We start from the raw sequence: 21,109 nt of genomic DNA, 5'->3' as shown, positions 1-21,109 counted from the left end.
TCAGCGTAGACAGCTACTATGCAGGCCCGAACTACATCAAGAGCGATGACAGCAATAACTGGACTGCCAAGCTGGGCCTGAACCTGATTGATGCCAGCGGTCTGTACGGCGGCGTTGCCTATAGCCGCGGCCTGTCCGGCAGTTACAATGCCTACATCAACGGCGTGGCTATGCCTACCAATGATTACAATGCCAATGTACTGTATCTGAGCCTGGGTTACCGCGCAAGCATGGCGAAGAACGCTGTCCTCGACCTTTCCATGGAGAAAACCTTCATGGATTACAAGGGCTGGACTGCCGCAGGCAAGGTAAACTTCTACTTCTGATAAGTAATGTCCCAACTCTAAAGGTAAAATATTTTTAGCAAAAGGCTTCTGTCTCCACGCTGTGGAAGCAGGGGCTTTTTGCATTAACGCAATAGTGGGGCATCAAATAAAAAATCCTGCAATCTCACATTGCAGGACACAAACGTATTTGCTATAATAAAGATGGTGCTACCATAACGGTAGGCGGTTAGCCCTCCTGAACACGATAACGGAGGGACTGTGACCCTCCGATGACATAGAAACCTCGTATGGGGAATCCAGCAAAGGAGGGACGTGATGTTATGTCTGTTGAGCTATTCATAAGCGTAATCAGCATGTTGCTGACTGCGATATGCCTTGGCTATATGATGGGCAAGGACATCAACGAAAAGCAGAAATAACCGCCGGACGCCAAACGAGTGGTTATTTTGACTAACATCGGGGGCTAACCGTCTACTGGTAGCACTCTTTCTATATTTATTATAAAGCGAGCATTTTATTTTTGCAAGGGGATTTTGAGGTGATGGGCATGAAGGCTGTGAGATTGCTGAACAGGGTGCTGGCAGGGCTTGTGCTTTGTATGCTCTGCATGCTTTTCCTGCCGCTGGCATATTGCCAGGCAGGGGAAAGGGAAGATGCGGCTGTCAGATATTTTACGGAGGAAGCTGCCGGGCGGCATTATATGTATTCCTTTCTGCATGGGAAGCTGAAAGCCGGGGAAGCATTGCCGGAGGAGGAAGAAAGGGCGCGGCGCGTGCTGGATAAGCTGATAAAGGCGGCAGTCAGCATGAATGGCGATTCGGCGAAGGCAGAGGGCTGGCAGATGGAAAATGATGCGCTGGTGCTGGTGACGCCAAATGAGAAGTTCAATGCCTATGCCCTGCCGGGCGGTATTTTCGTGGTAAATCGTGGTGTGCTGGATATCTTGTCTGATGATGAGCTGGCGGTTATTCTGGCGCACGAGCTTGGGCATCAGGTGCTGGGGCATCCTGTGGCGGCCATGAAGCGTTCACCGCTGTCCTGCCGCTATCTGCGCCGCTCGGCAAAGGAGCTGGCGGCGGAGCAGTTGGCAGAAGGTGCGGGAGCTGAAAATCCGGCAACGGTTAGAAGGTCCGTAGAGGCCTTCTGGGAAGCAATACAGCTCTCTAATGTAGTGAAGCGTGAGGAACGGGAAGCGGATGAGTGGGCGGCACAGCTGATTGTCCGCAGTGGCTTTGATATATACGCGGCGGTCAACCTCTGGCCGTGGCTGGAGGAGCTGTATGGCCCGGTGCCGAATGCCAGCAACCACCTGACTTACAAGGAACGGAGCAGAATATACGCCGCAGCAGGGCGGAATATGGCTGTCAATAATGAATGACCGGCTATTGATTAGCAAATCAGGAAGATTTTATTTGTACTGGCAAAAATAATTCAGGGCAGGGAACGTCGCAGACTGGACAGGCTGAAAAAATATTTCTGCACGCTTTCATTTTCTATGGTAAAATGGTATAGCATTTATTGAAAGCACAATTGTGTTTTGGCTGTTTGTGTGCGGATATTTATCCGTGCATGTTTGCTTGTTTTATGGATTTGGCCTGCGGTTTTGCCTGTTGCTGGCTGGCAGGCCGGGAAAGGGGATACTGTAGTGAAATTAGTGATTGGCTGTGACCACGGCGCGGTAGAGCTGAAGGACGCCGTAAAGAAGGTTCTGGCTGAGTTTGAGGATATTCAGGTGGAGGATGTGGGCACCTTTGACGGCAATTCCGTGGATTATCCTGATATTGCCGAGAAGGTTTGCGGCAAGATAACTGGCGGCGAGGCTGACAGGGGCATTGTGCTCTGCGGCACGGGGCTGGGCATTTCTATTGCCGCCAACAAGGTCAGGGGCATCAGGGCGGCGCTCTGCCATGATGTGTTCTCCGCCCGCATGTCCCGTGAGCACAATGATGCCAACGTGCTGGCAATGGGCGGCAGGGTAATCGGCTTCGGGCCTGCCGGTGAGATTGTCCGCGTCTGGGTAACTACCGATTTTTCCCATGAGGAACGTCACCAGCGCCGCATTGACAAGATGATGGCTTTGGAGAATAAGTAATAATTTTAGGAGGATTTATTAGATGGCTTTGATGAATGATTTGAAAACCGTAGATCCTGAAGTGGCAGCAGCAATTGATGCGGAGCTGAACCGCCAGCGCAACAAGCTGGAGCTGATTGCTTCCGAGAACATTGTCAGCACTGCAGTGATGACTGCCCAGGGCAGCGTACTGACCAACAAGTATGCAGAGGGCTATCCTGGCAAGCGTTATTACGGCGGCTGTGAGCATGTGGATGTGGTTGAGCAGCTGGCTATTGACCGTGCCAAGGAGCTGTTCGGTGCCGGGTATGCCAATGTGCAGCCTCATTCCGGCGCTCAGGCCAACATGGCAGTTTTCTTTGCCCTGCTGACCCCTGGCGATACCGTAATGGGCATGAATCTGACGGACGGCGGCCATCTTACCCATGGTTCTCCTGTCAATATGTCCGGCAAGTATTTCAACATTGTGCCTTATGGCGTAAGTGCTGAAACCGAGGCTCTGGATTATGACGAGGTACAGAAGATTGCGGAGGAGTGCAAGCCGAAGCTGATCGTGGCCGGTGCTTCCGCTTATGCCCGTACTATTGACTTCCCTCGCATGGCAGAAATCGCCCACTCCGTAGGTGCTTATCTCATGGTAGATATGGCGCATATTGCCGGTCTGGTAGCGGCAGGCTATCATCCGAACCCTGTGCCTTATGCAGACGTGGTAACCACCACTACCCACAAGACCCTCCGCGGCCCTCGCGGCGGCCTGATTCTCTGCAAGGATGCTGAGTTTGGCCAGCAGTTCAACAAGGCGATTTTCCCTGGTATCCAGGGCGGCCCGCTCATGCACGTTATTGCAGGCAAGGCCGTGGCCTTGAAGGAGGCCCTGTCACCTGAGTTCAAGGAGTATGCGGCGCAGATTATCAAGAACGCCAAGGCTCTTGCTGATACTCTTGCGGCAGACGGCTTCCGCATCGTTTCCGGTGGCACCGATAATCACCTGATGCTGGTTGACCTGACCAGCAAGAACATCACCGGCAAGGTGGCGCAGAATCTTCTGGATGAGGTGGGCATTACCGCCAACAAGAATACCATTCCGTTTGAGAAGCTCAGCCCGTTTGTAACCAGCGGCATCCGTCTCGGCTCCCCTGCCCTGACTACCCGCGGCTTCAAGGAGGAGGACATGGTAGAGGTGGCCAATATCATTGCCCTGGTACTGGACAATCCGGAGGATGAGGCTGCCCGTGAGCAGGCACGTCAGCGCGTAGCGGCTCTCTGTGCCAAGTATCCTCTGTATGAATAAGGAGAAAGAAAATGGCAGATTTGAAGGTAACTATAATTGACCATCCGCTGATTCAGCACAAGCTGACCATCATGCGCATGAAGGAAACCGGCACCAAGGATTTTCGTCAGCTGCTGGAGGAAATCAGCATGCTGATGACCTATGAGATTACCCGTGATTTTCCGCTGAAGGATGTTGACATCGAAACCCCGATGGGCAAGTGCATAGGCAAGCAGCTGGCCGCCGCCAGAAAGGTGTGCGTGGTGCCTATCCTGCGTGCCGGACTGGGACTGCAGAGCGGCGTGGTAAACATGATTCCTACGGCCAAGGTGGGACATATCGGCCTGTACCGCGACCCTGAAACCCTGAAGCCGGTGGAGTATTACTGCAAGATGCCTAGCGATATTGCGGAGCGCACCATGCTGGTGGTGGATCCGATGCTGGCAACGGGCGGCTCTGCTTCGGCGGCTATTACCATGCTGAAGGAGAAGGGGGCAAAGGACCTCATTCTCATGTGTCTGGTAGCAGCTCCGGAAGGTGTGAAGGTCATCAATGAGGATCATCCTGATGTGCCGGTTTATGTGGCTTCCGTGGATGACCATCTGAATGAGCATGGCTACATCGTGCCTGGTCTGGGTGATGCCGGGGACCGTATCTTTGGCACCATCTAAGTACCTGCGCCTTGTTTATTGGACAAATTCCGCATATTGTATAGATAAATCTGTTTGAATTTCAGGCAGGGAAAAACTCGGAAATTGTGTATTTTGCAGTTTTCCGGTTTTTCTCTGCCTTATTTTTATGATAATTTGTGTAACAATATAAAATAACTATTCAATTGTCCTGATTTGTGCTAGAATAGGACATAAGAATAAAGAGCAATGCTTTCTAGTTGCGTTTTTGAGCGGTTTACAGGAGGGGTAAATTTATGCAGAGCTTTGAGTATTATAGTCCGACAGAAATCATCTTCGGCAAGGGGGCCGAGGAAAAGACGGCAGAAAAGATTAAGAAGCATGGCGGCAGCCGTGTGTTTATGGTATATGGCGGTGGCAGTGTAGTGAAGAGCGGCCTTCTGGCGCGCCTGCAGAATCAGCTGGAGGAAGCCGGTATTCCGTATGATTCCATCGGCGGCGTGCAGCCGAATCCCCTGATGTCCCTGGCAAGAAAGGGCATCAGGCAGGCTTTGGAGTTCAAGGCTGATTTCATTCTGGCAGTTGGCGGCGGCAGTGTAATTGATACGTCCAAGGCCATCGCTCACGGCATCGCCGATCCGGAGGTGGATATCTGGGAGTATTGGAGCGGCAAGCGTCCGATTACCAGGACTACCCCTGTAGGCGTGGTGCTGACCATTTCTGCGGCAGGCAGTGAAACCAGCAATTCTGCTGTGCTGACCAATGACGAAATCGGCAAGAAGTGCGGCACCAACACGGATTTGAACCGCCCGCGCTTTGCTATTATGAATCCTGAGCTGACCTATACCCTGCCGCCGTATCAGATTGCCTGCGGCACTGCTGATATTATTATGCACACTCTTGAGCGTTATATGACGCATACCGAAGGCAACAATTTTACTGACCGGGTGGCAGAAGAGCTTATCAAGAACGTGATGAAGTTCGGCAAAAAGGCCTTGGCAAACCGCAAGGACTATGAGGCCATGAGCGAGCTGATGTGGTGCGGCAGTGTTTCCCATACCGGCTTTACCGGGCTGGGGCGCGTGATGGATTTTGCGGCGCACAAGCTGGGGCATGAGCTGGGTGGCAAGTTCAACATCACCCACGGCGCTTCCCTGACTATCATGTGGCCTGCCTGGGCGAAGCATGTCTACATGGACAAGCCGGAGCGTTTTGCCCAGTTCGCAGAAAGGGTATGCGGCGTGAATTCCGGCACTGTGGAGGAACGTGCCCGCGCCGGTATCCGCATGATGGAGGAGTTCTTCAGGAATGACCTGGGCCTGCCTACCTGCTTCTCCGAGTCCGAAATCGGCGTGCAGGAGGAAGCCGTGCTGGAATATCTGGCTGACATGTGTACTGGCGGCGGCAAGAACAAGGTTGCCAACTTCCGTCCGCTGGACAGGGAGAACTGCCTGGCTATCTACAAGGCCGCCAACCATTGAGCCTTTGCCGGACAGTGCTGTTGACGGGTTCTGACGGCTTTGGCCGTGAGGGGGCCGTTGGCAGTTGAAGCGGCAGCAGCAATATATGTATGATTCGTAAATGCAACGTAAATTTTTGCGTTGCATTTACGTTTTTTTGTTATAATTGTTATTTGAGATATTTTGTGAATAAGAGAGTTTTAGTGAGGTGTTGTCGATGGGGCAGGAATATGTGATTATGCTGGCACTGCTGGCAATCAGCCTGATAGGCCACAATATGTCCGTGGCTTACGCGGTGGCGGCTGTGCTGGTGATGAAAATACTGGGTCTGCATCAGCTTTTGGAGGTGATAGGGGCAAAGGGCATCAGCTGGGGGATTATACTTTTGACGACGGCTATTCTGGTGCCGATTGCCACCGGCAAGATTACCTGGGAAAATATTGTGCACTGCTTCCGCAGTCCGGCGGGCGTCGTTTCCATATTTGTGGGCATTCTGGTAGCGGTTTCCGGGTATCTGGGGGTTGATTATATGAAATCATCCCCGGAGATAGCAACGGCCCTGATTATCGGCACGATGATAGGTGTATTTTTCTTCCGCGGGGTTCCTGTGGGGCCGCTGATTGCCGCAGGCGTGGTATATGTGATTATGAGTTTGTGGGACAAGCTGATGAGCTGACAGATTATTTGCTGTGAAAGAATAAATATAAGTCATATATATTTACTATGAGATAAAAACATGCTATAATATACTCCGTTAGTAAGAATTAACAAAGTATACTTTTGTGTATAAATGCGGTCTAAGGGAGTGGGAGTTATGGCAGAAGCATTTCTGGCAGGGCTGAAAGGCCTTGAGGAACAGGCGAAGGTGCAGTTAAGGGATGAATTTTTGGAGCTTATTGGGATAGATGCTCCCAGCTGGGGAGAGCAGGCAATAGGGACAAGCTTGCAGAAAAAGCTGGCAGGGCTGGGCATGGAGGTGCGGCGGGATGAGGCCGGGAATCTCTACGGCTATCTGCCGGGGGAGCTGGCAAGGCCGCCTATCCTGCTGTCTGCGCATATGGACACAGTGGAGCCGTCAAAGGGCAAGCAGGCCGTGACGGAGCCGGATGGCACCATCCGCTCTGCCGGTGATGCTGTGCTGGGCGCGGACTGCGTGGCAGGGCTGGTGGAGATTTTGCAGGGCATACGCCTGGCACAGGATAGCGGCAGGCCCCATCGCCCCGTGGAAATTCTCTTTTCCGTGGCGGAGGAAACCTATTGCGAGGGATTGGACAGGTTTGATTTTTCCCAGGTCAAATCCCGTGAATCCTATGTGCTGGACCTGACGGGCACGATTGGCAGTGCCGCCCTGAAAGCCCCTACGCTGGTTTCCTTTCAGGCATCCGTCCGGGGCAGGGCCGCCCATGCCGGCATGGAGCCGGAAAAGGGCATCAATGCTATTGCCATCATGGCAAAACTGCTGGGCAAAATCCCCCAGGGGCATCTTGATGCGGAAACCACCTGCAACATCGGCACGATAGAGGGCGGCCGGATGATAAATATCGTGCCGGAGCTTTGTACCATCCGGGGAGAGGTACGGGGCTATAATCACGAAAGGGTCATGGAAATAGTGGCGGATATTGAAAGGCTGGCAACAGAAACTGCCGAAGCCGCAGGCGCCGGGGCGGATTTTACTTATAAGGTGCATATTCACAGCTACGCGACGCCGGCAGAAGCAGATGTTGTAACGAGGTTTCAGCAGTCCTGCCGGGAGCTGGGGCTGGCAGGGGATTTGACGGAAACCTTTGGCGGCAGTGACCAGAATCCGCTGTCCCGGCAGGGAATTCAGGGCATTGTGCTTTCCAACGGCATGTACAAGATGCACACTACGGAGGAATATACCACTATTGAAGACTTATGGCAGGGCAGCCGTCTGGTGGCAGGCCTGATTTTGTCGGAGGTGTAGGATAGATATGGCAAAAAATCCCTTGCATTATCAATTAACAGAATATGACTGCGGCCCGACGGCGATGCTGGATGCCATCAGCTACCTGTTCCAGCGTGAGGAAATCCCTCCGGAGATTATCCGCAATGTGATGCTGTACTGCCTCGACTGCTACAATATGGAGGGGGCGCCCGGCAAAAGCGGCACCTCTCACATGGCAATGATGTTCCTCAGCAACTGGCTGAAGCAGTTCAGCCGGGTGGGGCAGCTGCCTGTTGTCAGCAGCTATATCTCGGAGCATCAGGTCTATCTGGGGGCAGATGGCAGGCTGGATGACATTCTGACGCGGGGCGGCGCCGCCGTGGTGCGGCTGTGGCTGGATGAGTGGCATTATGTGATGCTCAATGGTATGAAGGACGGCATGGTGTACATGTTTGACCCGTATTTTCGCGCCGTTCCCTATGAGGGCTATCCGGAGGTTCAGGTGGTGCTGGACCATCCATGTGAGTACAACCGCATCGTGCCTGTATCCATGTTCAATACCACGGACTTGACGCTGTACGCCTTTGGCCCTGTGGAGGAACGGGAAGCCGTGCTTTTGGGCAATAATAACACTCTGCTGACGGCAGAAAAGACCATTGAATATTTTATTTAGCCGATGCGTTTTCCGGCAGAACAAAACCCCTGAGAAAAATCTCAGGGGTTTTGCCGTTAATATGGAAAATAATATGGGATATATTATGGGAGGGCTTGTCTGTTTTTAGTCCTTAATCGGCTTTTTCAGAACGCTCATAATCAGGCAGCTGATAACAGCGCCGATGGCAATTGCGGCCAGATACATCAGCGGGTTGCCGATGGTCGGCACTACGAAGATACCGCCATGCGGGGCGCGCAGAGTGCAGTCAAAAGCCATGGACAGGGCACCGGCAGCTGCCGAGCCTACAACCAGGGATGGAATGACGCGGAGCGGGTCAGCGGCCGCAAATGGAATTGCACCCTCGGTAATGAAGGAAAGGCCCATGACAAAGTTGGTAATGCCGGACTTTCTCTCATTTTCGGAGAAGCGGTTGCCGAAGAAAGTAGTGCAGAGGGCGATAGCGATTGGCGGAACCATGCCACCGGCCATAACAGCAGCCATTACGCCGTACTCGCCGCCGGCCAGAAGGCCGGTGCCGGTTACATAAGCAGCCTTGTTCACAGGGCCGCCCATGTCAACAGCCATCATGCCGCCCATAATCAGGCCAACCATAATGCGGGAGCTGGTGTCCATGTTCTTCAGGGTATCCATCATCCATTCATTGATACCGGCAACTGGTGGGGTGATGACAAACTGCATCAGAAGGCCCATGATGAAGATGCCCAGTACAGGATAGAGGAGAACCGGCTTGATGCCCTCAAGGGACTCAGGCAGGCAGGAGAATACCTTGCGCAGGCCGACAACGATATAGCCGCCGGCAAAGCCTGCCAAAAGGGCGCCCAGGAAGCCGGAGCCGCCGGAGGCAGCCATAGCGCCGCCGACAAAGCCTACAGCCAGGCCGGGACGGTCAGCTATACTCATGGCGATGAAACCGGCCAGTACCGGCAGCATAAAGCCAAAGGATGCGCCGCCTACGCCCATGAAGAATTTTGCCAGAGGCGTGTTGGAGCCGAAGCCTCCCGGATTGGCCGGGTCAAAGGTATCAAAGAGGAAGGCCAGGGCAATAAGGATACCGCCGCCGATAACGAATGGCAGCATGTGGGAAACACCGTTCATCAGGTGCTTGTAAATCTGGCGGCCGATGCTTTCGTTGTCGCCGTCATCAGCAGAAACAGCGGAACTGCCGCCGGCATGGCGGTAAACAGGAACCTGGCCGGAGAGGGCCTTGTCCAGAAGCTCGTCTGCCTTGTTGATGCCGTTGGCCACCTTTGTCTTGAGGACAGGCTTGCCATCGAAGCGGGCCATTTCAACATTCTTGTCGGCGGCAATGATAATGCACTCCGCCTCGGCAATTTCCTGACGGGTGAGAACGTTTTTGGCACCGCCGGAGCCGTTGGTTTCAACCTTTATCCAGATGCCGCGCTTTTGGGCATGCTGTTCCAGTGATTCAGCGGCCATGAAGGTATGGGCGATACCGGTAGGGCAGGCCGTTACAGCTAGAATCTTGCGGGAAGCATCCGCAGCGGCCGCGCGGTATTTGCGGGCGTTGAAGGAATTGGCTTCCTTGGCGTCAATCAGGCTGAGGAATTCCTCCACGGAGGTGGCAGCTACCAGGGCGTTTACAAAGTCAGGATCCATCAGCATGGTGGCCAGCTTGCTCAAAAGCTCCAGATGGGTATCGTTGGAATCTGCCGGTGCCGCAATCAGGAAGAACAGGCGTGATGGCAGGCCGTCCATAGCCTCAAAATCAACGCCCTGCGGTACGGTAATGGCTGCAAGGCCTGCTTTTCTTACGCCCTTGCTCTTGGCGTGAGGAGTGGCAATGCCGTCACCCAGTCCGGTGGTGCCGGAGGCTTCCCTTTTCAGCACGTCGGCCAGATATTGCTTTTTGTCGGACAATCTGCCGGCAGCGTCCATCAAATCCACCAGTGCGTTGATGGCATCGGATTTTGAGGCTGGAGCCGCATTCAGCTGAATGCTTTCCGTACTTAATAAATCCCTGATTTTCATAGTAATTCGTCCCTTCTGCTTTTTAAATAAAATAATGACATGTATAAAATCCGCTACCCCTGGCGGATTTTTTTGGAAGGCGCCGGGCTGCTTACACCCTGACGCCTTTCATACTGTTTAATGGTGAGTGGCCTTTTAGTGACTTGAAAGCCACTTTTTTATGGTGGCGGTCTTCTGCTTCTGCCGCCGGGCCGCTAGCGGATAGTTGCCAGCAGTGCATCTGCTTCTGCCCTGGTGGCAAGGTTTTCGGAAAATGCGGAGGCGGAGCCGGTGGCAACGCCCATGTAGAACGCTTCCTCCAGAGAACCGGTTTCCTTGTAGCCGCAGATAAAGCCGGCTACCATGGAATCCCCCGCTCCTACGGAGTTGACCAGGGTTCCCTTTGGTGCAGGGCTCTGGTATACAGTGCCGTCCTCCGTCAGGAGCATGGCACCGTCACCGGCCATGGAAATCAGCACGTTGCGGGCACCCATTTCCTGCAGTTTTTTGGCATGCTCGATGATTTCCTCTTTTGTCTTTAAGATTACGCCGAACATCTCACCCAGCTCATGATTGTTTGGCTTGATGAGGAACGGCTTGTATGGCAGCACCTTCATGAGAAGCTGTTTGGTGGCATCCACCACGATGTTGATGCCACGGCCTTCCAGCCTGCCCATAATCCGCTGATAGATATCATCCGGCAGGGTGTTTGGAATACTGCCGGCCAGCACCAGCGTGTCGCCTGCCTGCAGCTTGTCCAGCTTGTCAAACAGCGCCGCCTGTGCTTCCGGGGTGATATTCGGCCCCTGGCCGTTGATTTCGGTTTCGGTTTCGGCCTTGACCTTTACGTTGATGCGGGAAAATCCCTCCGGCAGCTCCACAAAATCGCTCCTGCAGCCGAATTCTTTCAGCTGGCGGACGATTTCCCTGCCGGTAAATCCTGCCAGAAAGCCCAGTGCGGTGCTTTCGTGGCCGAGATTCTGCAAAACGATGGACACGTTGATGCCCTTGCCGCCGCCCAATACCTGCTCGTATTTTACGCGGTTGATTTCACCGGCGGTAAAGCTGTCCAGGCGGACGATATAATCAAGGGCCGGATTAAAGGTAACTGTGTAAATCATTTTTCTTCTCCTACCTCAATAATAGTTGTAAGCTGTTTGTACTTGCTGTCAGGCAGCACGTCGGTGATGATGGCTGCATCTGGAAGCTGGGCAAAGGTGATGGGGAAAATGCGCTTGAACTTTGAGCTGTCTGCCAGTACAAAGCAGCTCCGGCAGCGGCGCATAGCCTCGGACTTCACATTGCTCTCGCTGAAATCCGGCGTGGAAAAACCCGCTGTACTGCTGATGCCGTTGGCACCGAAGAAGCCCTTGGTAAAGTTGTAGCAGGACAGGCTGCGGATGGCTTCCGTTCCCACCAGTGCCTGGGTGACAGGCTTCAGCCTGCCGCCGGGGAGGTACACCTTCAGCCCCATGGCTGCCAGCTTCGCTGCGTGCTGGATGCCGTTGGTGACAAAGGTGACATTGGCCGCGGCCTGCTGTGGCAGGTAGTCAATCAGCTTGAAGGTGGTGGTTCCCGCATCAATGAATATGAAATCTCCCGGTTCAATCAGGCTGGCGGCATGGCTGGCAATCAGGTCCTTTTCGCTGTTATGCTGATCCTGCTTGGTAGGCACATCATCCTCCTGAGTAATGTAGAGGTTGCCGTTCAGGGTGGCGCCGCCGTGTACCTTGCAGAGCTTGCCTGCATTGTCCAGGGCAATCAGATCACGCCGTATGGTTGATTCGGATACCTGGAGCTTTGCCGCCAGCTGGCTGACGGTAGCAGCTTTTTTTTCGTTCAGGGTATGCAGAATAGCGGAATACCGTTCTTCGGTCAGCATCTTCATCAAGTCCTTTCCTCTTGTTGAGTATATAATACCACCAATTAAAATCAAAATCAAGCAAAATATTTCAGAAATGAGCAATAAACGTCAAAAATAATATTACTTGCATGTGCTGACTATAAATGATAAACTGAAGTATGTTACTCGTTAGAAGTATGTCTTAGATAGATTTTTATAGAAATAAGCTGCTGCATACAGTTTGTGGGAGGAAAATATACATAAATGGAAAAATTGATTATAAATGGTGGCAAGCCCCTGCGTGGAAGGGTGAAAATCAGTGGAGCTAAGAATGCGGTACTGCCGATTATTGCAGCTGCCCTGCTGGGGCAGGAGATGCCGAGCAAGCTGGAGGAGGTTCCGGCACTGGATGACGTGCATACCCTGAGCGCCGTGCTGGAGCAGCTGGGTGTAAAGGCGGAATTTGATGCGGATAAGAATACCCTGCTGGTTGACAGCTCAAATATTACCAGCTGTGAGGCTCCGTATGACCTGGTGCGCAAGATGCGCGCTTCGTTCCTGATTATCGGGCCGCTTCTGGCGCGCTGCGGGCGGGCCAAGATTTCCCTGCCGGGCGGCTGTGCCATAGGGACGAGGCCGATTGACCTGCATCTCAAGGGCTTTGAGGCATTGGGCGCCAGGATTGATATCGGACACGGCTACATTGAGGCTACGGCACCGGACGGGTTAAAGGGCGCAAGAATATATCTGGATTTTCCAAGCGTCGGCGCCACGGAGAATATCATGATGGCGGCATCTATGGCAGAGGGAACGACCATTATTGAAAATCCTGCCCAGGAACCGGAGATTATTGATTTGGCCAATTATCTCAATGTCATGGGAGCCAGGGTGCGCGGCGCCGGAACCAATGTAATCAAGATTGAGGGCGTGAGGAGCCTGACCGGCAGGAATTATACCATTATTCCTGACCGTATCGAGGCAGGCACATACATGGTGGCCGCCGCTATGACCAAGGGCGACGTGTATATTGAAAATGCCATCAGCGAGCATTTGAAGCCTGTGATTGCCAAGCTGAAGGAAGCCGGTGTTACCATTGAGGAAAACATTGACGGCATCCGGGTGGTCTGCGACAGGCGCACGCGGGCTGTGGACATCAAGACCCTGCCGTATCCGGGTTTTCCTACCGATATGCAGGCGCAGTTCATGGCACTGCTGACGGTGTCCGAGGGCATGGGACGCGTGACGGAGACGGTGTTCGAGAACCGCTTTATGCACGTTGATGAGCTGAAGCGGATGGGGGCGAATATCCGCATTGACGGCCGTACCTCCATGGTTGAGGGGGTAAACAGGCTGCATGGCTGTGCCGTAAAGGCCACGGATCTGCGTGCCGGTGCGGCGATGGTGCTGGCGGGGCTGGTGGCTGAGGGTGAAACCCGTATCGGCTACATTCACCACATTGACCGCGGCTATGATAACCTTGTATCCAAGCTGGTAATGCTGGGAGCAGATATACGTCGTGCTGATGAATGACGGGCGCCTCCGGGGCGTATGATGCCTGTAGTGCGTATGATGGAATATTGCTGAGGGGAGCTGTGAAATGACAACTGCGAAACGAGATCTGCTGCTTATCGGTGCTGTGGGATTTATCCTGTTTATGCTGGGCAACTGGGCCATTGCGATTACCGACCCGGTGGAGTCCAATTATACCCTGACTGCGGTGGAAATGCTCAGGTCGGGTGATTATGTGTCGCCGCGTATTTATGGCAATTACTGGTATGATAAGCCGGCCTTCTTTTACTGGGAGCTGATTGCCGCCTACAAGCTGTTCGGCGTCAGCGAGTTTTCCTCCCGTTTCTTTCCGGGGGTGTTCGGCGTGCTGGGCTTGTGGATGGCCTATGGCTTTGCCCGCAGGCTGTATGACAGGAAAACGGGGCTGATGGCGGCGGGTATTCTCGGCACCTGCTTTGAATACTGGCTTCTGTCCAAGACGGTTATCACTGATTTGACTTTGTTCGTATTTTTTAATGCGGTGCTGGTTTTCTTCTTTCTGGGGTATTCCACCGGCAGGAGGAATCTGTATTATCTTTGCTATCTGTTTGCCGGGCTGGCGACGCTGGATAAGGGGCCTATCGGCCTGCTGCTGCCGGGCTTTGTGCTGACGGTGTTTCTGTGCATCCGCCGTGATTTCAAGGAGTTTCTCTATCTCCGCCTGCCTTCCGGACTGGTGCTGTACGCATTGGTGGCCGGCAGCTGGTATTACATGATGTATACCATTCACGGCATGGATTTTATCAACAATTTTCTGGGCGTGCATAATTTCCTGCGGGCCACTCAGTCGGAGCATCCCCGCTGGGATGTGTGGTGGTACTATCTGATGATTTTCTTCCTGGGCTGCCTGCCTTGGAGCTGGACTTTGCCGGCGGTCATCAGGAAGTATGTTAAGCTGCGTCAGAGGCCTGTGGTTGATATGACCACGGCATTTCTCCTGACCTGGGCGCTGGTGGTAAATATTTTCTATCAGTGCATGGCTACCAAATACACCACCTATACCCTGCCGGCGCTGCTGCCGATTGCCATCCTGATAGCCCGTTACCTCTACAACAGGGAGCTTTTTGTCAAGCGCATGGTGATTGGTGCGGTGGCGGTCTACGGCATACTGACCTTTGCCCTGGCGGTGCCTGCCTGCTCCGATGAGGGGTACAGCGGCAAAAATGTGGCGGCTGTGTACAAGGATATTGTGACGGATGATGATCTGGTTGTCAGCTATGGCGACTACAAGACGTCGATTGTTTTTTACGGGCAGAAGATGGTCTATCGACTGGAAAGGGCAAAGGATATTCCGGGCATGCTGCCGGATGGCAAAAGCTGGAATGCCAAGAATGTTATGCCTTTTATTTCCTTTGAAGAGCTGCCGTCAGACAAGCGGGTTTTCCTGATTTTGAACAACCGCCGGTTTGATTCCTTTGAGAAGGACTTTAACGTGGCCGAGTGGAAGCTGCTGGGTGAATTCAAGGCGGCAAGGGTATACGTGAGAGAGGCGGAATAAATTTACATATTGTGATGCATATAGTTTTTATGCAGGCTGGAGTTTTTCAGCCTGCATTTTTTGCGTACATGCCGGCTTCAGGGATTTTTTTGTTTTTGACTTGATTTTTCTGAGTATTTGTGTCAGAATAGTGGCTGTGTATTTATAGGTGTCTTGTCATGTGAAAAAGCGAAGGAGGAATTATTTTGCTTTTAGAAAGACTTGAGAAGCTGCCGGTAGGCTCTTTTCATTATAAGCTGCTGGCCGTGACAGGCCTGGGCTGGCTGTTTGATGCTATGGACACGGGACTGATTTCCTTCGTCCTGCCGATTCTGGCAAAGGACTGGGGACTGGCGCCTGAGCAGATGGGCTGGATTGGCAGTGTCGGCTTTATCGGCATGGCGCTGGGAGCTGTTATTTCCGGCACCATAGCGGACAGGATTGGCAGGAAGCTGGTATTTTCGCTGACGGTGGTTCTTTACAGCCTGGCCACCGGTGCCTGTGCCCTGTCGTGGAATTATGAATCCCTGCTGATCTTCCGTTTTTTGGTGGGCTTCGGCCTCGGCGGCGAGCTGCCGGTTGCGGCTACATTGATGACGGAGTATGCGCCCACAAAGCTGAGAGGACGCTTTATCGTCCTGCTGGAGAGCTTCTGGGGGCTTGGATGGCTGGCGGCGGCCTGCATTGCGTACCTGCTGATTCCGCAGTACGGCTGGCAGATTGCTTTCTTTATCGGCGCCTTGCCTGCCGTGTATGTATTCATGATTCGCCTGCACATGCCTGAGTCCGTGCGCTATCTGATTTCAAAGGGACGCATAGGGGAGGCGCAGGAAATTGTGCTGATGCTGGAAAAGAAGCTGCATGTGGCAAGCGCACCCTTTGACAAGGAGCTCAGCGATGTGGAGAAGGGAACCTCCACGGTGGCGGAGCCGAAGTTCAGCAGCCTGTGGTCAGGCATGTTTGCCCGCCGTACCCTGATGCTGTGGCTGGCCTGGTTCGGCATTAATTTCAGCTACTACGGCATCTTTATGTGGCTGCCGTCCATCGTATTCCAGCAGGGCTTTACGGTGGTTAAGACCTTTGAGTACGTGCTGATTATGACACTGGCACAGCTGCCTGGCTATTATTGTGCGGCCTGGCTGGTGGATGTAATCGGCCGCAAGTATACCCTGTCGCTGTTTCTGCTGATAAGCGGCGTGGCCAGCTATTTCTTCGGCAATGCGGCTACACCGGGCGAGCTTCTGGCATGGGGCGCGGCGATGTCCTTCTTCAACCTGGGCGCCTGGGGCGTGCTTTATACGTACACGCCGGAGCTGTATCCAACCGCTATCCGCGCTCTGGGCAGCGGCTGGGCGGCAGGCTTTGGCCGGATTGGCAGCATGATTGCCCCGGCCATGGTGGGCATGATGATTGGCAGCCAGATGAGCAGCAGCGGCATTTTCATGCTCTTTGCCGGTGTATTTTTGGCGGTTTCCCTGATTGTGGTGTGCCTGGGCGTGGAAAGCCGTCAGAAATCTCTGGAGGAAATCGCTGATGAGGCGGCCGGAAGCAGTGAGGCGCTGGCCGCCAGGGGATGATGCTGCATGCAAAACATCAGATTTATTATAATTAAATAATGTAATGAGATGGCCTTTGCGGAGCTTTAATATTGCTTTGCAAAAGCCATTTTTTTCTAAAAAATTTAGTTTTCAGGCAGGATTTTGGCATAGTATGTAGAATAGTGACAGTATCAACAAATATGGAGAATCAATCCATTTTGTTATTTATCGCAGCAGAGTTTTTTGTGGATGAAGGAAGGGGTATCAAAAAAGGAGGAAAATATAATGGGGTTAGAGAAAAAGCTGATTGTGTTTGTCAATGCCTGTATGATTGTAGCATGCGTGATAGTGGGGGCTATCAGCTACTTTATTGCAGATACGGGCTTTGAAACAGCACTGCAGTCCAAGGCGGATTCGGATCTGAAGCAGATGGAGGATGCCATTAACAGGGTAAATCCGGGAGCCTGGGCCAAAAAGAGCGATGGTCTGTACAAGGGTGAGATGAAGCTGACAGGCAACAATGAGATTGTGGACCATTTCGGTCAGCTGACAGGCAATGCCGTAACTGTCTTTGACATGGGTACCCGTGCGGCTACCACCGCCAAGGACGGCAGCGGCAAGCGCATGGTGGGTACGGAGGCAGACAAAAGCGTACAGGAAGCTGTATTGCAGCGTGGCGAGATGTACACAGGCATGGTCGTGGTGGGGGACAGCGACTATATGGCTGTATACAAGCCACTCACGGGGGAAGACGGCGCAGTTATCGGCATGCTGTATATGGGCCTGCCGGCTGAGGAGCTGACCAGTCTGCAGACAAGGTTTATTTATACCATGGTAGGCGTTGTGCTGGTGATGGTTGTTGTCTTTGCTGTGCTTATTTCCATTGCGGCCAGAAAAGGTGTAGCGCCGCTGAAAGAAGTAGAAAAAACTCTGCAGGTAATGGCGGAAGGAGATTTGACGCTGCCGGATGTGCAGATAGACGGCAGTGACGAGATTGCCATGCTGGCGCAGTCCATGAACAAGACGAAGGATAAGCTGCGCAATCTCCTGACCGTCATAAGCAATTCGGCCCAGCAGGTAGCGGCTTCCAGCGAGGAGCTGACTGCGAGTGCCGACCAGACATCCGAAAGCATCACCATGGTGGCGAGCAATACCGTCAGCATGGCGGGCGACGTATCCGGCCAGACCAGCGTTCTGGGGGATATCAAGGACAAGGCCGAGGATATGGGGCATCAGATGGACGAGCTTCTGAACAAGGCCGGCAGCATGCAGGAAGCCGCGGAAAACAGCAGGCGCGGCATAGAGAGCGGCCAGCAGGCTGTAAATCAGGCAGTGGTGCAGATGGAATCCATGAGCCGCCAGATGGCGGAGTCCTCACGGGTTGTAGTCGGCCTGGGAGAGCGCTCCAAGGAAATAGGGCAGATTGTGGATACCATTACGGCCATTACAGCCCAGACAAATCTGCTTGCCCTCAATGCGGCCATTGAAGCGGCCCGCGCCGGTGAGGCAGGCAAGGGGTTTGCAGTTGTGGCCGAGGAAGTGCGCAAGCTGGCGGCAGAATCGGCAGAGGCTGCCCAGAGCATTGCAGACCTGATACGTACTATCCAGTCTGATACGGATGGTGCAGTCAGGGCGATGGAGGCCGGTCAGCGCGAGGTTGAGCAGGGCAAGGTAATGGTGCACAAATCAGGCGAGGCCTTCCAGAATATCAGCGGCCTTATCGAACAGCTTTATGAGCATATCGAGGCTTCCCGCAGGGGAATCGGCAGTGCAGATGAAAGCAGCCGCGTAGTGGTCAGCGGTGTGCAGAGAGTAGAGGAGCTGAGCCGCAATACCGCGACCGAGGCCGAGTCTGTTTCTGCGGCTACGGAGCAGCAGACTGCCATGGTGCATGAGATGGCAGAGGGCAGCAGGGCGCTGGCAGTGCTCGCCCAGAACCTGCAGGACGAGGTTATGAAGTTCAGGATTTAAAATCAGGATAAATTTTTCAGGATGGATTTTTCACGCCGGATAAAGTGACATGGGGCGCACATCCGGCATGGCATGAAAAAAACAGGGCTGCCGCCAGCAGGCAATCTGCTGGTCCGGCAACCCTGTTTTAGTGTGCAGTTCTATGGCATGCTTTTATTTTACGCCGTGCTTTGCTTCGATAAAGGCTGTGAGGCCATCCAGCCAGTCGGCTGTATCGGCGGAGGCAATTTCTCCCCTGTCGCTGGCCGCGGCCAGTGCAGGATTAATCGGCAGCCGGGCGGAGGCTTCGATGCCATGTCTGGCGGCCAGCTCCTCAATATGGCTGTCGCCGAAAATCCTGTGCTTTGCGTGGCAGTCAGGACATTCAAAGTAGGACATGTTTTCCACCAGCCCCAGCACAGGGGTATGGGTAATATCTGCCATCTTGACGGCTTTTTCCACGATCATGCCCACCAGCTCCTGGGGAGAGGTAACGACTACGATGCCGTCAACCGGCAGGGACTGGAATACAGTCAGGGGAACATCGCCTGTTCCCGGCGGCATATCCACGAACATATAATCAATATCGCCCCAGCATACGTCTGTCCAGAACTGTTTTACCGTGCCTGCGATAATAGGCCCGCGCCAGACCACCGGATCGGTTTCATTGGGCAGGAGCAGATTGACGGACATAACCTTGGTGCCGTTGGCCGCAGTGGCAGGAATCAGGCCGTTTTCGTTGCCGATTACCTTGTAGGAAATGCCGAACATGCGCGGTATGGACGGTCCGGTGATATCAGCATCAAGGATGGCAGTCTGATAGCCTTTTTTCTGCATGGCCGAGGCCAGCAGGGAAGTGACCAGCGATTTGCCGACGCCGCCCTTGCCGCTGACAACGCCGATTACCTTTTTGACACGCGATTCAGGGTTTGCCTGGGCCAGAAAGCTCTGCGGCTCTGTGCGGTCGCCGCATTCCTGACCGCAGCTGGAACAATCATGGGTACACTCTTCGCTCATTTTTCAAAACCTCCAAATATTAGTTACACAATAATTATCATTGATAATTCATTCCCTGCTATTATAACATGAGCAGAGGAAATTTGCACGTTTTCGACAATGGTCGCAAAGAAACTTTTGGCGGAGGCCCTTCCTGCGGGGGTGATGGCAGGGATACAGGGGCTGCAGTGTGGTATAATGGACAGAAGAACGGGGGGATAGATATGGAACTGCAGGAAAATCAGGCGAAGGCAATCGTCAAGGAAATTAATCAGGTGCTGCCGCAAAAAATCAACCTGATGAACAGGAAGGGGATGATTATTGCCAGTACGGATCCGGAACGCGTGAACACCTATCATGGCGGAGCGGCGCGCATCATACAGGAGGGGCTGGATGAGCTTCGCATATCCTATGACGATGAGTTTCCCGGAACGCGGCGGGGAACAAATTTTGTGCTGAAGGTTGAGGGGGAGCCTATAGGGGTGCTGGGCATTACAGGCCAATATGAGGAAATTCTCCCTCTGGCAAATATCATCCGCAAGATGACGGAGCTTCTGGTGCATCAGCAGGAATATGCGCGCATGCAGAGCAATCTGCGGTATCAGCAGTCGCTGTTTCTGGCAGAGGTGCTGGCCCACAGCGAGGCCTTTCTCAGCAGGGAGCAGATAGAGCGGGGCCGTGATCTGGGGATAGAGCTGCAGATGCCCAGGCGTATACTGGTGGCAGATTTTGTTTCGCGTGACAATGAGCTGCTGGCCGGCCGCCATGAGATATTGCAGAAGCTGGAGCCCGTGGTGAAGAAAGCTGACAGCCGCTGTATCTGTACGGTTACGAGCCAGCTGATGGTGTTTTTGACCAGTATCTGCGACAGGGAGGGTGTATATGGGCTGGCCGGAAAGCTGCGGGAGGCTGCCGGGCGGCAGGGCTGGGATATATGCGTCGGCATTGATGGGCAGGCGCAGGATAGCATTCATCTCAGCGATGCTTTTCTGCAGGCGAAAAAGGCTCTGCAGTCGTGCCATAGAAAGGGCAATATCCACATAAAGGGGTATGATGAAATCAATATGGAGATTTTTGCCGATATGATACCTCTTCTTGTCAAGCAGCGGTATGTGCAGAAAATTTTCAAGGGATATACCAGGCAGGAGCTGGCAGAGGCGATGAATACGCTGGAATGCTTTTTTGAGCATGATGGTTCCATCATCCGGACGGCTGAGGCGCTATTTATCCATAAAAATACCCTGCAGCAGCATCTGAGGAGGATTGCGGCACGGACAGGCTATGATCCCCGTTCCCTGCGCTCCAGCGCGGTGTTTTATCTGGTAATTTATTTTTATCAGGAAATGAATCTGCAATAGCATATCACGGCATGAAGAATATAAAAATAGCGATAATTGTGTTCTGTGTAACATATATTGTCGCTATTTTTTAATGTTATAATAGCAAACAGGATGAAACATAATTTTCAAAGGTTGTTAAAGGGGGTATTT

At 53.2% G+C, this 21,109-nt stretch carries 18 protein-coding genes; 14 read left to right on the top strand and 4 right to left on the bottom strand.

Annotated elements, in window-relative coordinates:
* The 9 genes from ACI3UA_RS09495 to ACI3UA_RS09455 all read left to right on the top strand — a co-directional run.
* Positions 1-326 (top strand): hypothetical protein (locus tag ACI3UA_RS09495; RefSeq protein ID WP_439724576.1); only part of this gene is annotated, 326 nt, incomplete at its 5' end.
* 502 nt (positions 327-828) lie between these two features.
* Positions 829-1,665, top strand: coding sequence for a M48 family metalloprotease (locus tag ACI3UA_RS09490; RefSeq protein ID WP_439724575.1), 837 nt, complete (start codon positions 829-831; stop codon positions 1,663-1,665).
* 267 nt (positions 1,666-1,932) lie between these two features.
* The gene (gene rpiB / locus ACI3UA_RS09485; RefSeq protein WP_439724574.1) at positions 1,933-2,379 is read left to right on the top strand and encodes a ribose 5-phosphate isomerase B; all 447 of its coding nucleotides are present in this window, start codon (positions 1,933-1,935) and stop codon (positions 2,377-2,379) included.
* Between the two features lie 22 nt (positions 2,380-2,401).
* Positions 2,402-3,649 carry a serine hydroxymethyltransferase gene (gene glyA, locus ACI3UA_RS09480; RefSeq protein WP_439724573.1) on the top strand — a complete coding sequence of 416 codons (1,248 nt, stop codon included), beginning with the start codon at positions 2,402-2,404 and terminating at the stop codon, positions 3,647-3,649.
* 11 nt (positions 3,650-3,660) lie between these two features.
* Complete coding sequence (upp, locus tag ACI3UA_RS09475; protein ID WP_439724572.1) at positions 3,661-4,299, top strand: uracil phosphoribosyltransferase; 639 nt, start codon at positions 3,661-3,663, stop codon at positions 4,297-4,299.
* Positions 4,300-4,553: 254 nt separating this feature from the next.
* Entirely contained in the window at positions 4,554-5,738 is a 1,185-nt protein-coding gene (locus ACI3UA_RS09470; protein ID WP_439724571.1) for an iron-containing alcohol dehydrogenase, read from the top strand.
* 196 nt (positions 5,739-5,934) lie between these two features.
* Positions 5,935-6,393, top strand: a complete 459-nt coding sequence (locus tag ACI3UA_RS09465; protein WP_439724570.1) for a DUF441 domain-containing protein — start codon at positions 5,935-5,937, stop codon at positions 6,391-6,393.
* A 138-nt stretch (positions 6,394-6,531) separates the two neighbouring features.
* A complete protein-coding gene (locus tag ACI3UA_RS09460) occupies positions 6,532-7,662 on the top strand; it encodes a M20/M25/M40 family metallo-hydrolase (RefSeq protein WP_439724569.1) in 1,131 nt (376 codons plus the stop codon).
* A 7-nt stretch (positions 7,663-7,669) separates the two neighbouring features.
* Positions 7,670-8,296, top strand: a complete 627-nt coding sequence (locus ACI3UA_RS09455; protein ID WP_439724568.1) for a peptidase C39 — start codon at positions 7,670-7,672, stop codon at positions 8,294-8,296.
* Positions 8,297-8,401: 105 nt separating this feature from the next.
* Here the strand turns inward: ACI3UA_RS09455 and ACI3UA_RS09450 are convergent, their stop codons facing one another.
* The 3 genes from ACI3UA_RS09450 to ACI3UA_RS09440 all read right to left on the bottom strand — a co-directional run bounded on the left by ACI3UA_RS09450 (position 8,402) and on the right by ACI3UA_RS09440 (position 12,155).
* Positions 8,402-10,288, bottom strand: a complete 1,887-nt coding sequence (locus ACI3UA_RS09450; protein WP_439724567.1) for a PTS fructose transporter subunit IIABC — start codon at positions 10,286-10,288, stop codon at positions 8,402-8,404.
* Between the two features lie 194 nt (positions 10,289-10,482).
* Positions 10,483-11,388, bottom strand: a complete 906-nt coding sequence (pfkB, locus tag ACI3UA_RS09445) for a 1-phosphofructokinase (RefSeq protein ID WP_439724566.1) — start codon at positions 11,386-11,388, stop codon at positions 10,483-10,485.
* Positions 11,385-12,155 carry a DeoR/GlpR family DNA-binding transcription regulator gene (locus tag ACI3UA_RS09440; protein WP_439724565.1) on the bottom strand — a complete coding sequence of 257 codons (771 nt, stop codon included), beginning with the start codon at positions 12,153-12,155 and terminating at the stop codon, positions 11,385-11,387. The genes pfkB and ACI3UA_RS09440 overlap by 4 nt, the downstream gene beginning before the upstream one ends.
* Positions 12,156-12,374: 219 nt before the next feature.
* Between ACI3UA_RS09440 and murA the strand changes: the two genes are divergently transcribed.
* From murA to ACI3UA_RS09420, 4 genes are all read left to right on the top strand, one after another.
* Positions 12,375-13,640 (top strand): UDP-N-acetylglucosamine 1-carboxyvinyltransferase, encoded by a 1,266-nt coding sequence (gene murA / locus ACI3UA_RS09435; RefSeq protein WP_439724564.1) that lies wholly within the window; start codon positions 12,375-12,377, stop codon positions 13,638-13,640.
* 67 nt (positions 13,641-13,707) lie between these two features.
* A complete protein-coding gene (locus ACI3UA_RS09430) occupies positions 13,708-15,156 on the top strand; it encodes an ArnT family glycosyltransferase (protein WP_439724563.1) in 1,449 nt (482 codons plus the stop codon).
* Between the two features lie 185 nt (positions 15,157-15,341).
* Complete coding sequence (locus ACI3UA_RS09425; RefSeq protein ID WP_439724562.1) at positions 15,342-16,712, top strand: MFS transporter; 1,371 nt, start codon at positions 15,342-15,344, stop codon at positions 16,710-16,712.
* Positions 16,713-16,958: 246 nt separating this feature from the next.
* Positions 16,959-18,644 carry a methyl-accepting chemotaxis protein gene (locus ACI3UA_RS09420; RefSeq protein ID WP_439724561.1) on the top strand — a complete coding sequence of 562 codons (1,686 nt, stop codon included), beginning with the start codon at positions 16,959-16,961 and terminating at the stop codon, positions 18,642-18,644.
* A gap of 153 nt (positions 18,645-18,797) precedes the next feature.
* Here ACI3UA_RS09420 and ACI3UA_RS09415 read toward each other — a convergent pair whose 3' ends face one another.
* Positions 18,798-19,640 (bottom strand): P-loop NTPase, encoded by an 843-nt coding sequence (locus tag ACI3UA_RS09415; RefSeq protein ID WP_439724560.1) that lies wholly within the window; start codon positions 19,638-19,640, stop codon positions 18,798-18,800.
* A 203-nt stretch (positions 19,641-19,843) separates the two neighbouring features.
* On the opposite strand from ACI3UA_RS09415, the gene ACI3UA_RS09410 reads away from it, so the two are divergent.
* Positions 19,844-20,977 (top strand): CdaR family transcriptional regulator, encoded by a 1,134-nt coding sequence (locus tag ACI3UA_RS09410; RefSeq protein ID WP_439724559.1) that lies wholly within the window; start codon positions 19,844-19,846, stop codon positions 20,975-20,977.
* The last annotated feature ends 132 nt before the right edge of the window (positions 20,978-21,109 follow it).

It is taken from the genome of Anaerovibrio sp., from assembly GCF_051866355.1.
Taxonomy (GTDB): Bacteria; Bacillota; Negativicutes; order Selenomonadales; family Selenomonadaceae; genus Anaerovibrio.
This window is presented reverse-complemented; position numbering and strand designations above follow the sequence as displayed.

Bases quoted from the DNA above. Each gene is read 5' to 3' on its own strand.
- ACI3UA_RS09470 (WP_439724571.1), top strand. From the start codon at position 4,554: ATGCAGAGCTTTGAGTATTATAGTCCGACAGAAATCATCTTCGGCAAG.
- ACI3UA_RS09415 (WP_439724560.1), bottom strand. From the start codon at position 19,640: ATGAGCGAAGAGTGTACCCATGATTGTTCCAGCTGCGGTCAGGAATGC.
- ACI3UA_RS09430 (WP_439724563.1), top strand. From the start codon at position 13,708: ATGACAACTGCGAAACGAGATCTGCTGCTTATCGGTGCTGTGGGATTT.
- ACI3UA_RS09465 (WP_439724570.1), top strand. From the start codon at position 5,935: ATGGGGCAGGAATATGTGATTATGCTGGCACTGCTGGCAATCAGCCTG.
- ACI3UA_RS09455 (WP_439724568.1), top strand. From the start codon at position 7,670: ATGGCAAAAAATCCCTTGCATTATCAATTAACAGAATATGACTGCGGC.
- murA (WP_439724564.1), top strand. From the start codon at position 12,375: ATGGAAAAATTGATTATAAATGGTGGCAAGCCCCTGCGTGGAAGGGTG.
- ACI3UA_RS09490 (WP_439724575.1), top strand. From the start codon at position 829: ATGGGCATGAAGGCTGTGAGATTGCTGAACAGGGTGCTGGCAGGGCTT.
- ACI3UA_RS09440 (WP_439724565.1), bottom strand. From the start codon at position 12,155: ATGAAGATGCTGACCGAAGAACGGTATTCCGCTATTCTGCATACCCTG.
- ACI3UA_RS09450 (WP_439724567.1), bottom strand. From the start codon at position 10,288: ATGAAAATCAGGGATTTATTAAGTACGGAAAGCATTCAGCTGAATGCG.
- ACI3UA_RS09420 (WP_439724561.1), top strand. From the start codon at position 16,959: ATGGGGTTAGAGAAAAAGCTGATTGTGTTTGTCAATGCCTGTATGATT.
- upp (WP_439724572.1), top strand. From the start codon at position 3,661: ATGGCAGATTTGAAGGTAACTATAATTGACCATCCGCTGATTCAGCAC.
- ACI3UA_RS09410 (WP_439724559.1), top strand. From the start codon at position 19,844: ATGGAACTGCAGGAAAATCAGGCGAAGGCAATCGTCAAGGAAATTAAT.
- glyA (WP_439724573.1), top strand. From the start codon at position 2,402: ATGGCTTTGATGAATGATTTGAAAACCGTAGATCCTGAAGTGGCAGCA.
- pfkB (WP_439724566.1), bottom strand. From the start codon at position 11,388: ATGATTTACACAGTTACCTTTAATCCGGCCCTTGATTATATCGTCCGC.
- ACI3UA_RS09460 (WP_439724569.1), top strand. From the start codon at position 6,532: ATGGCAGAAGCATTTCTGGCAGGGCTGAAAGGCCTTGAGGAACAGGCG.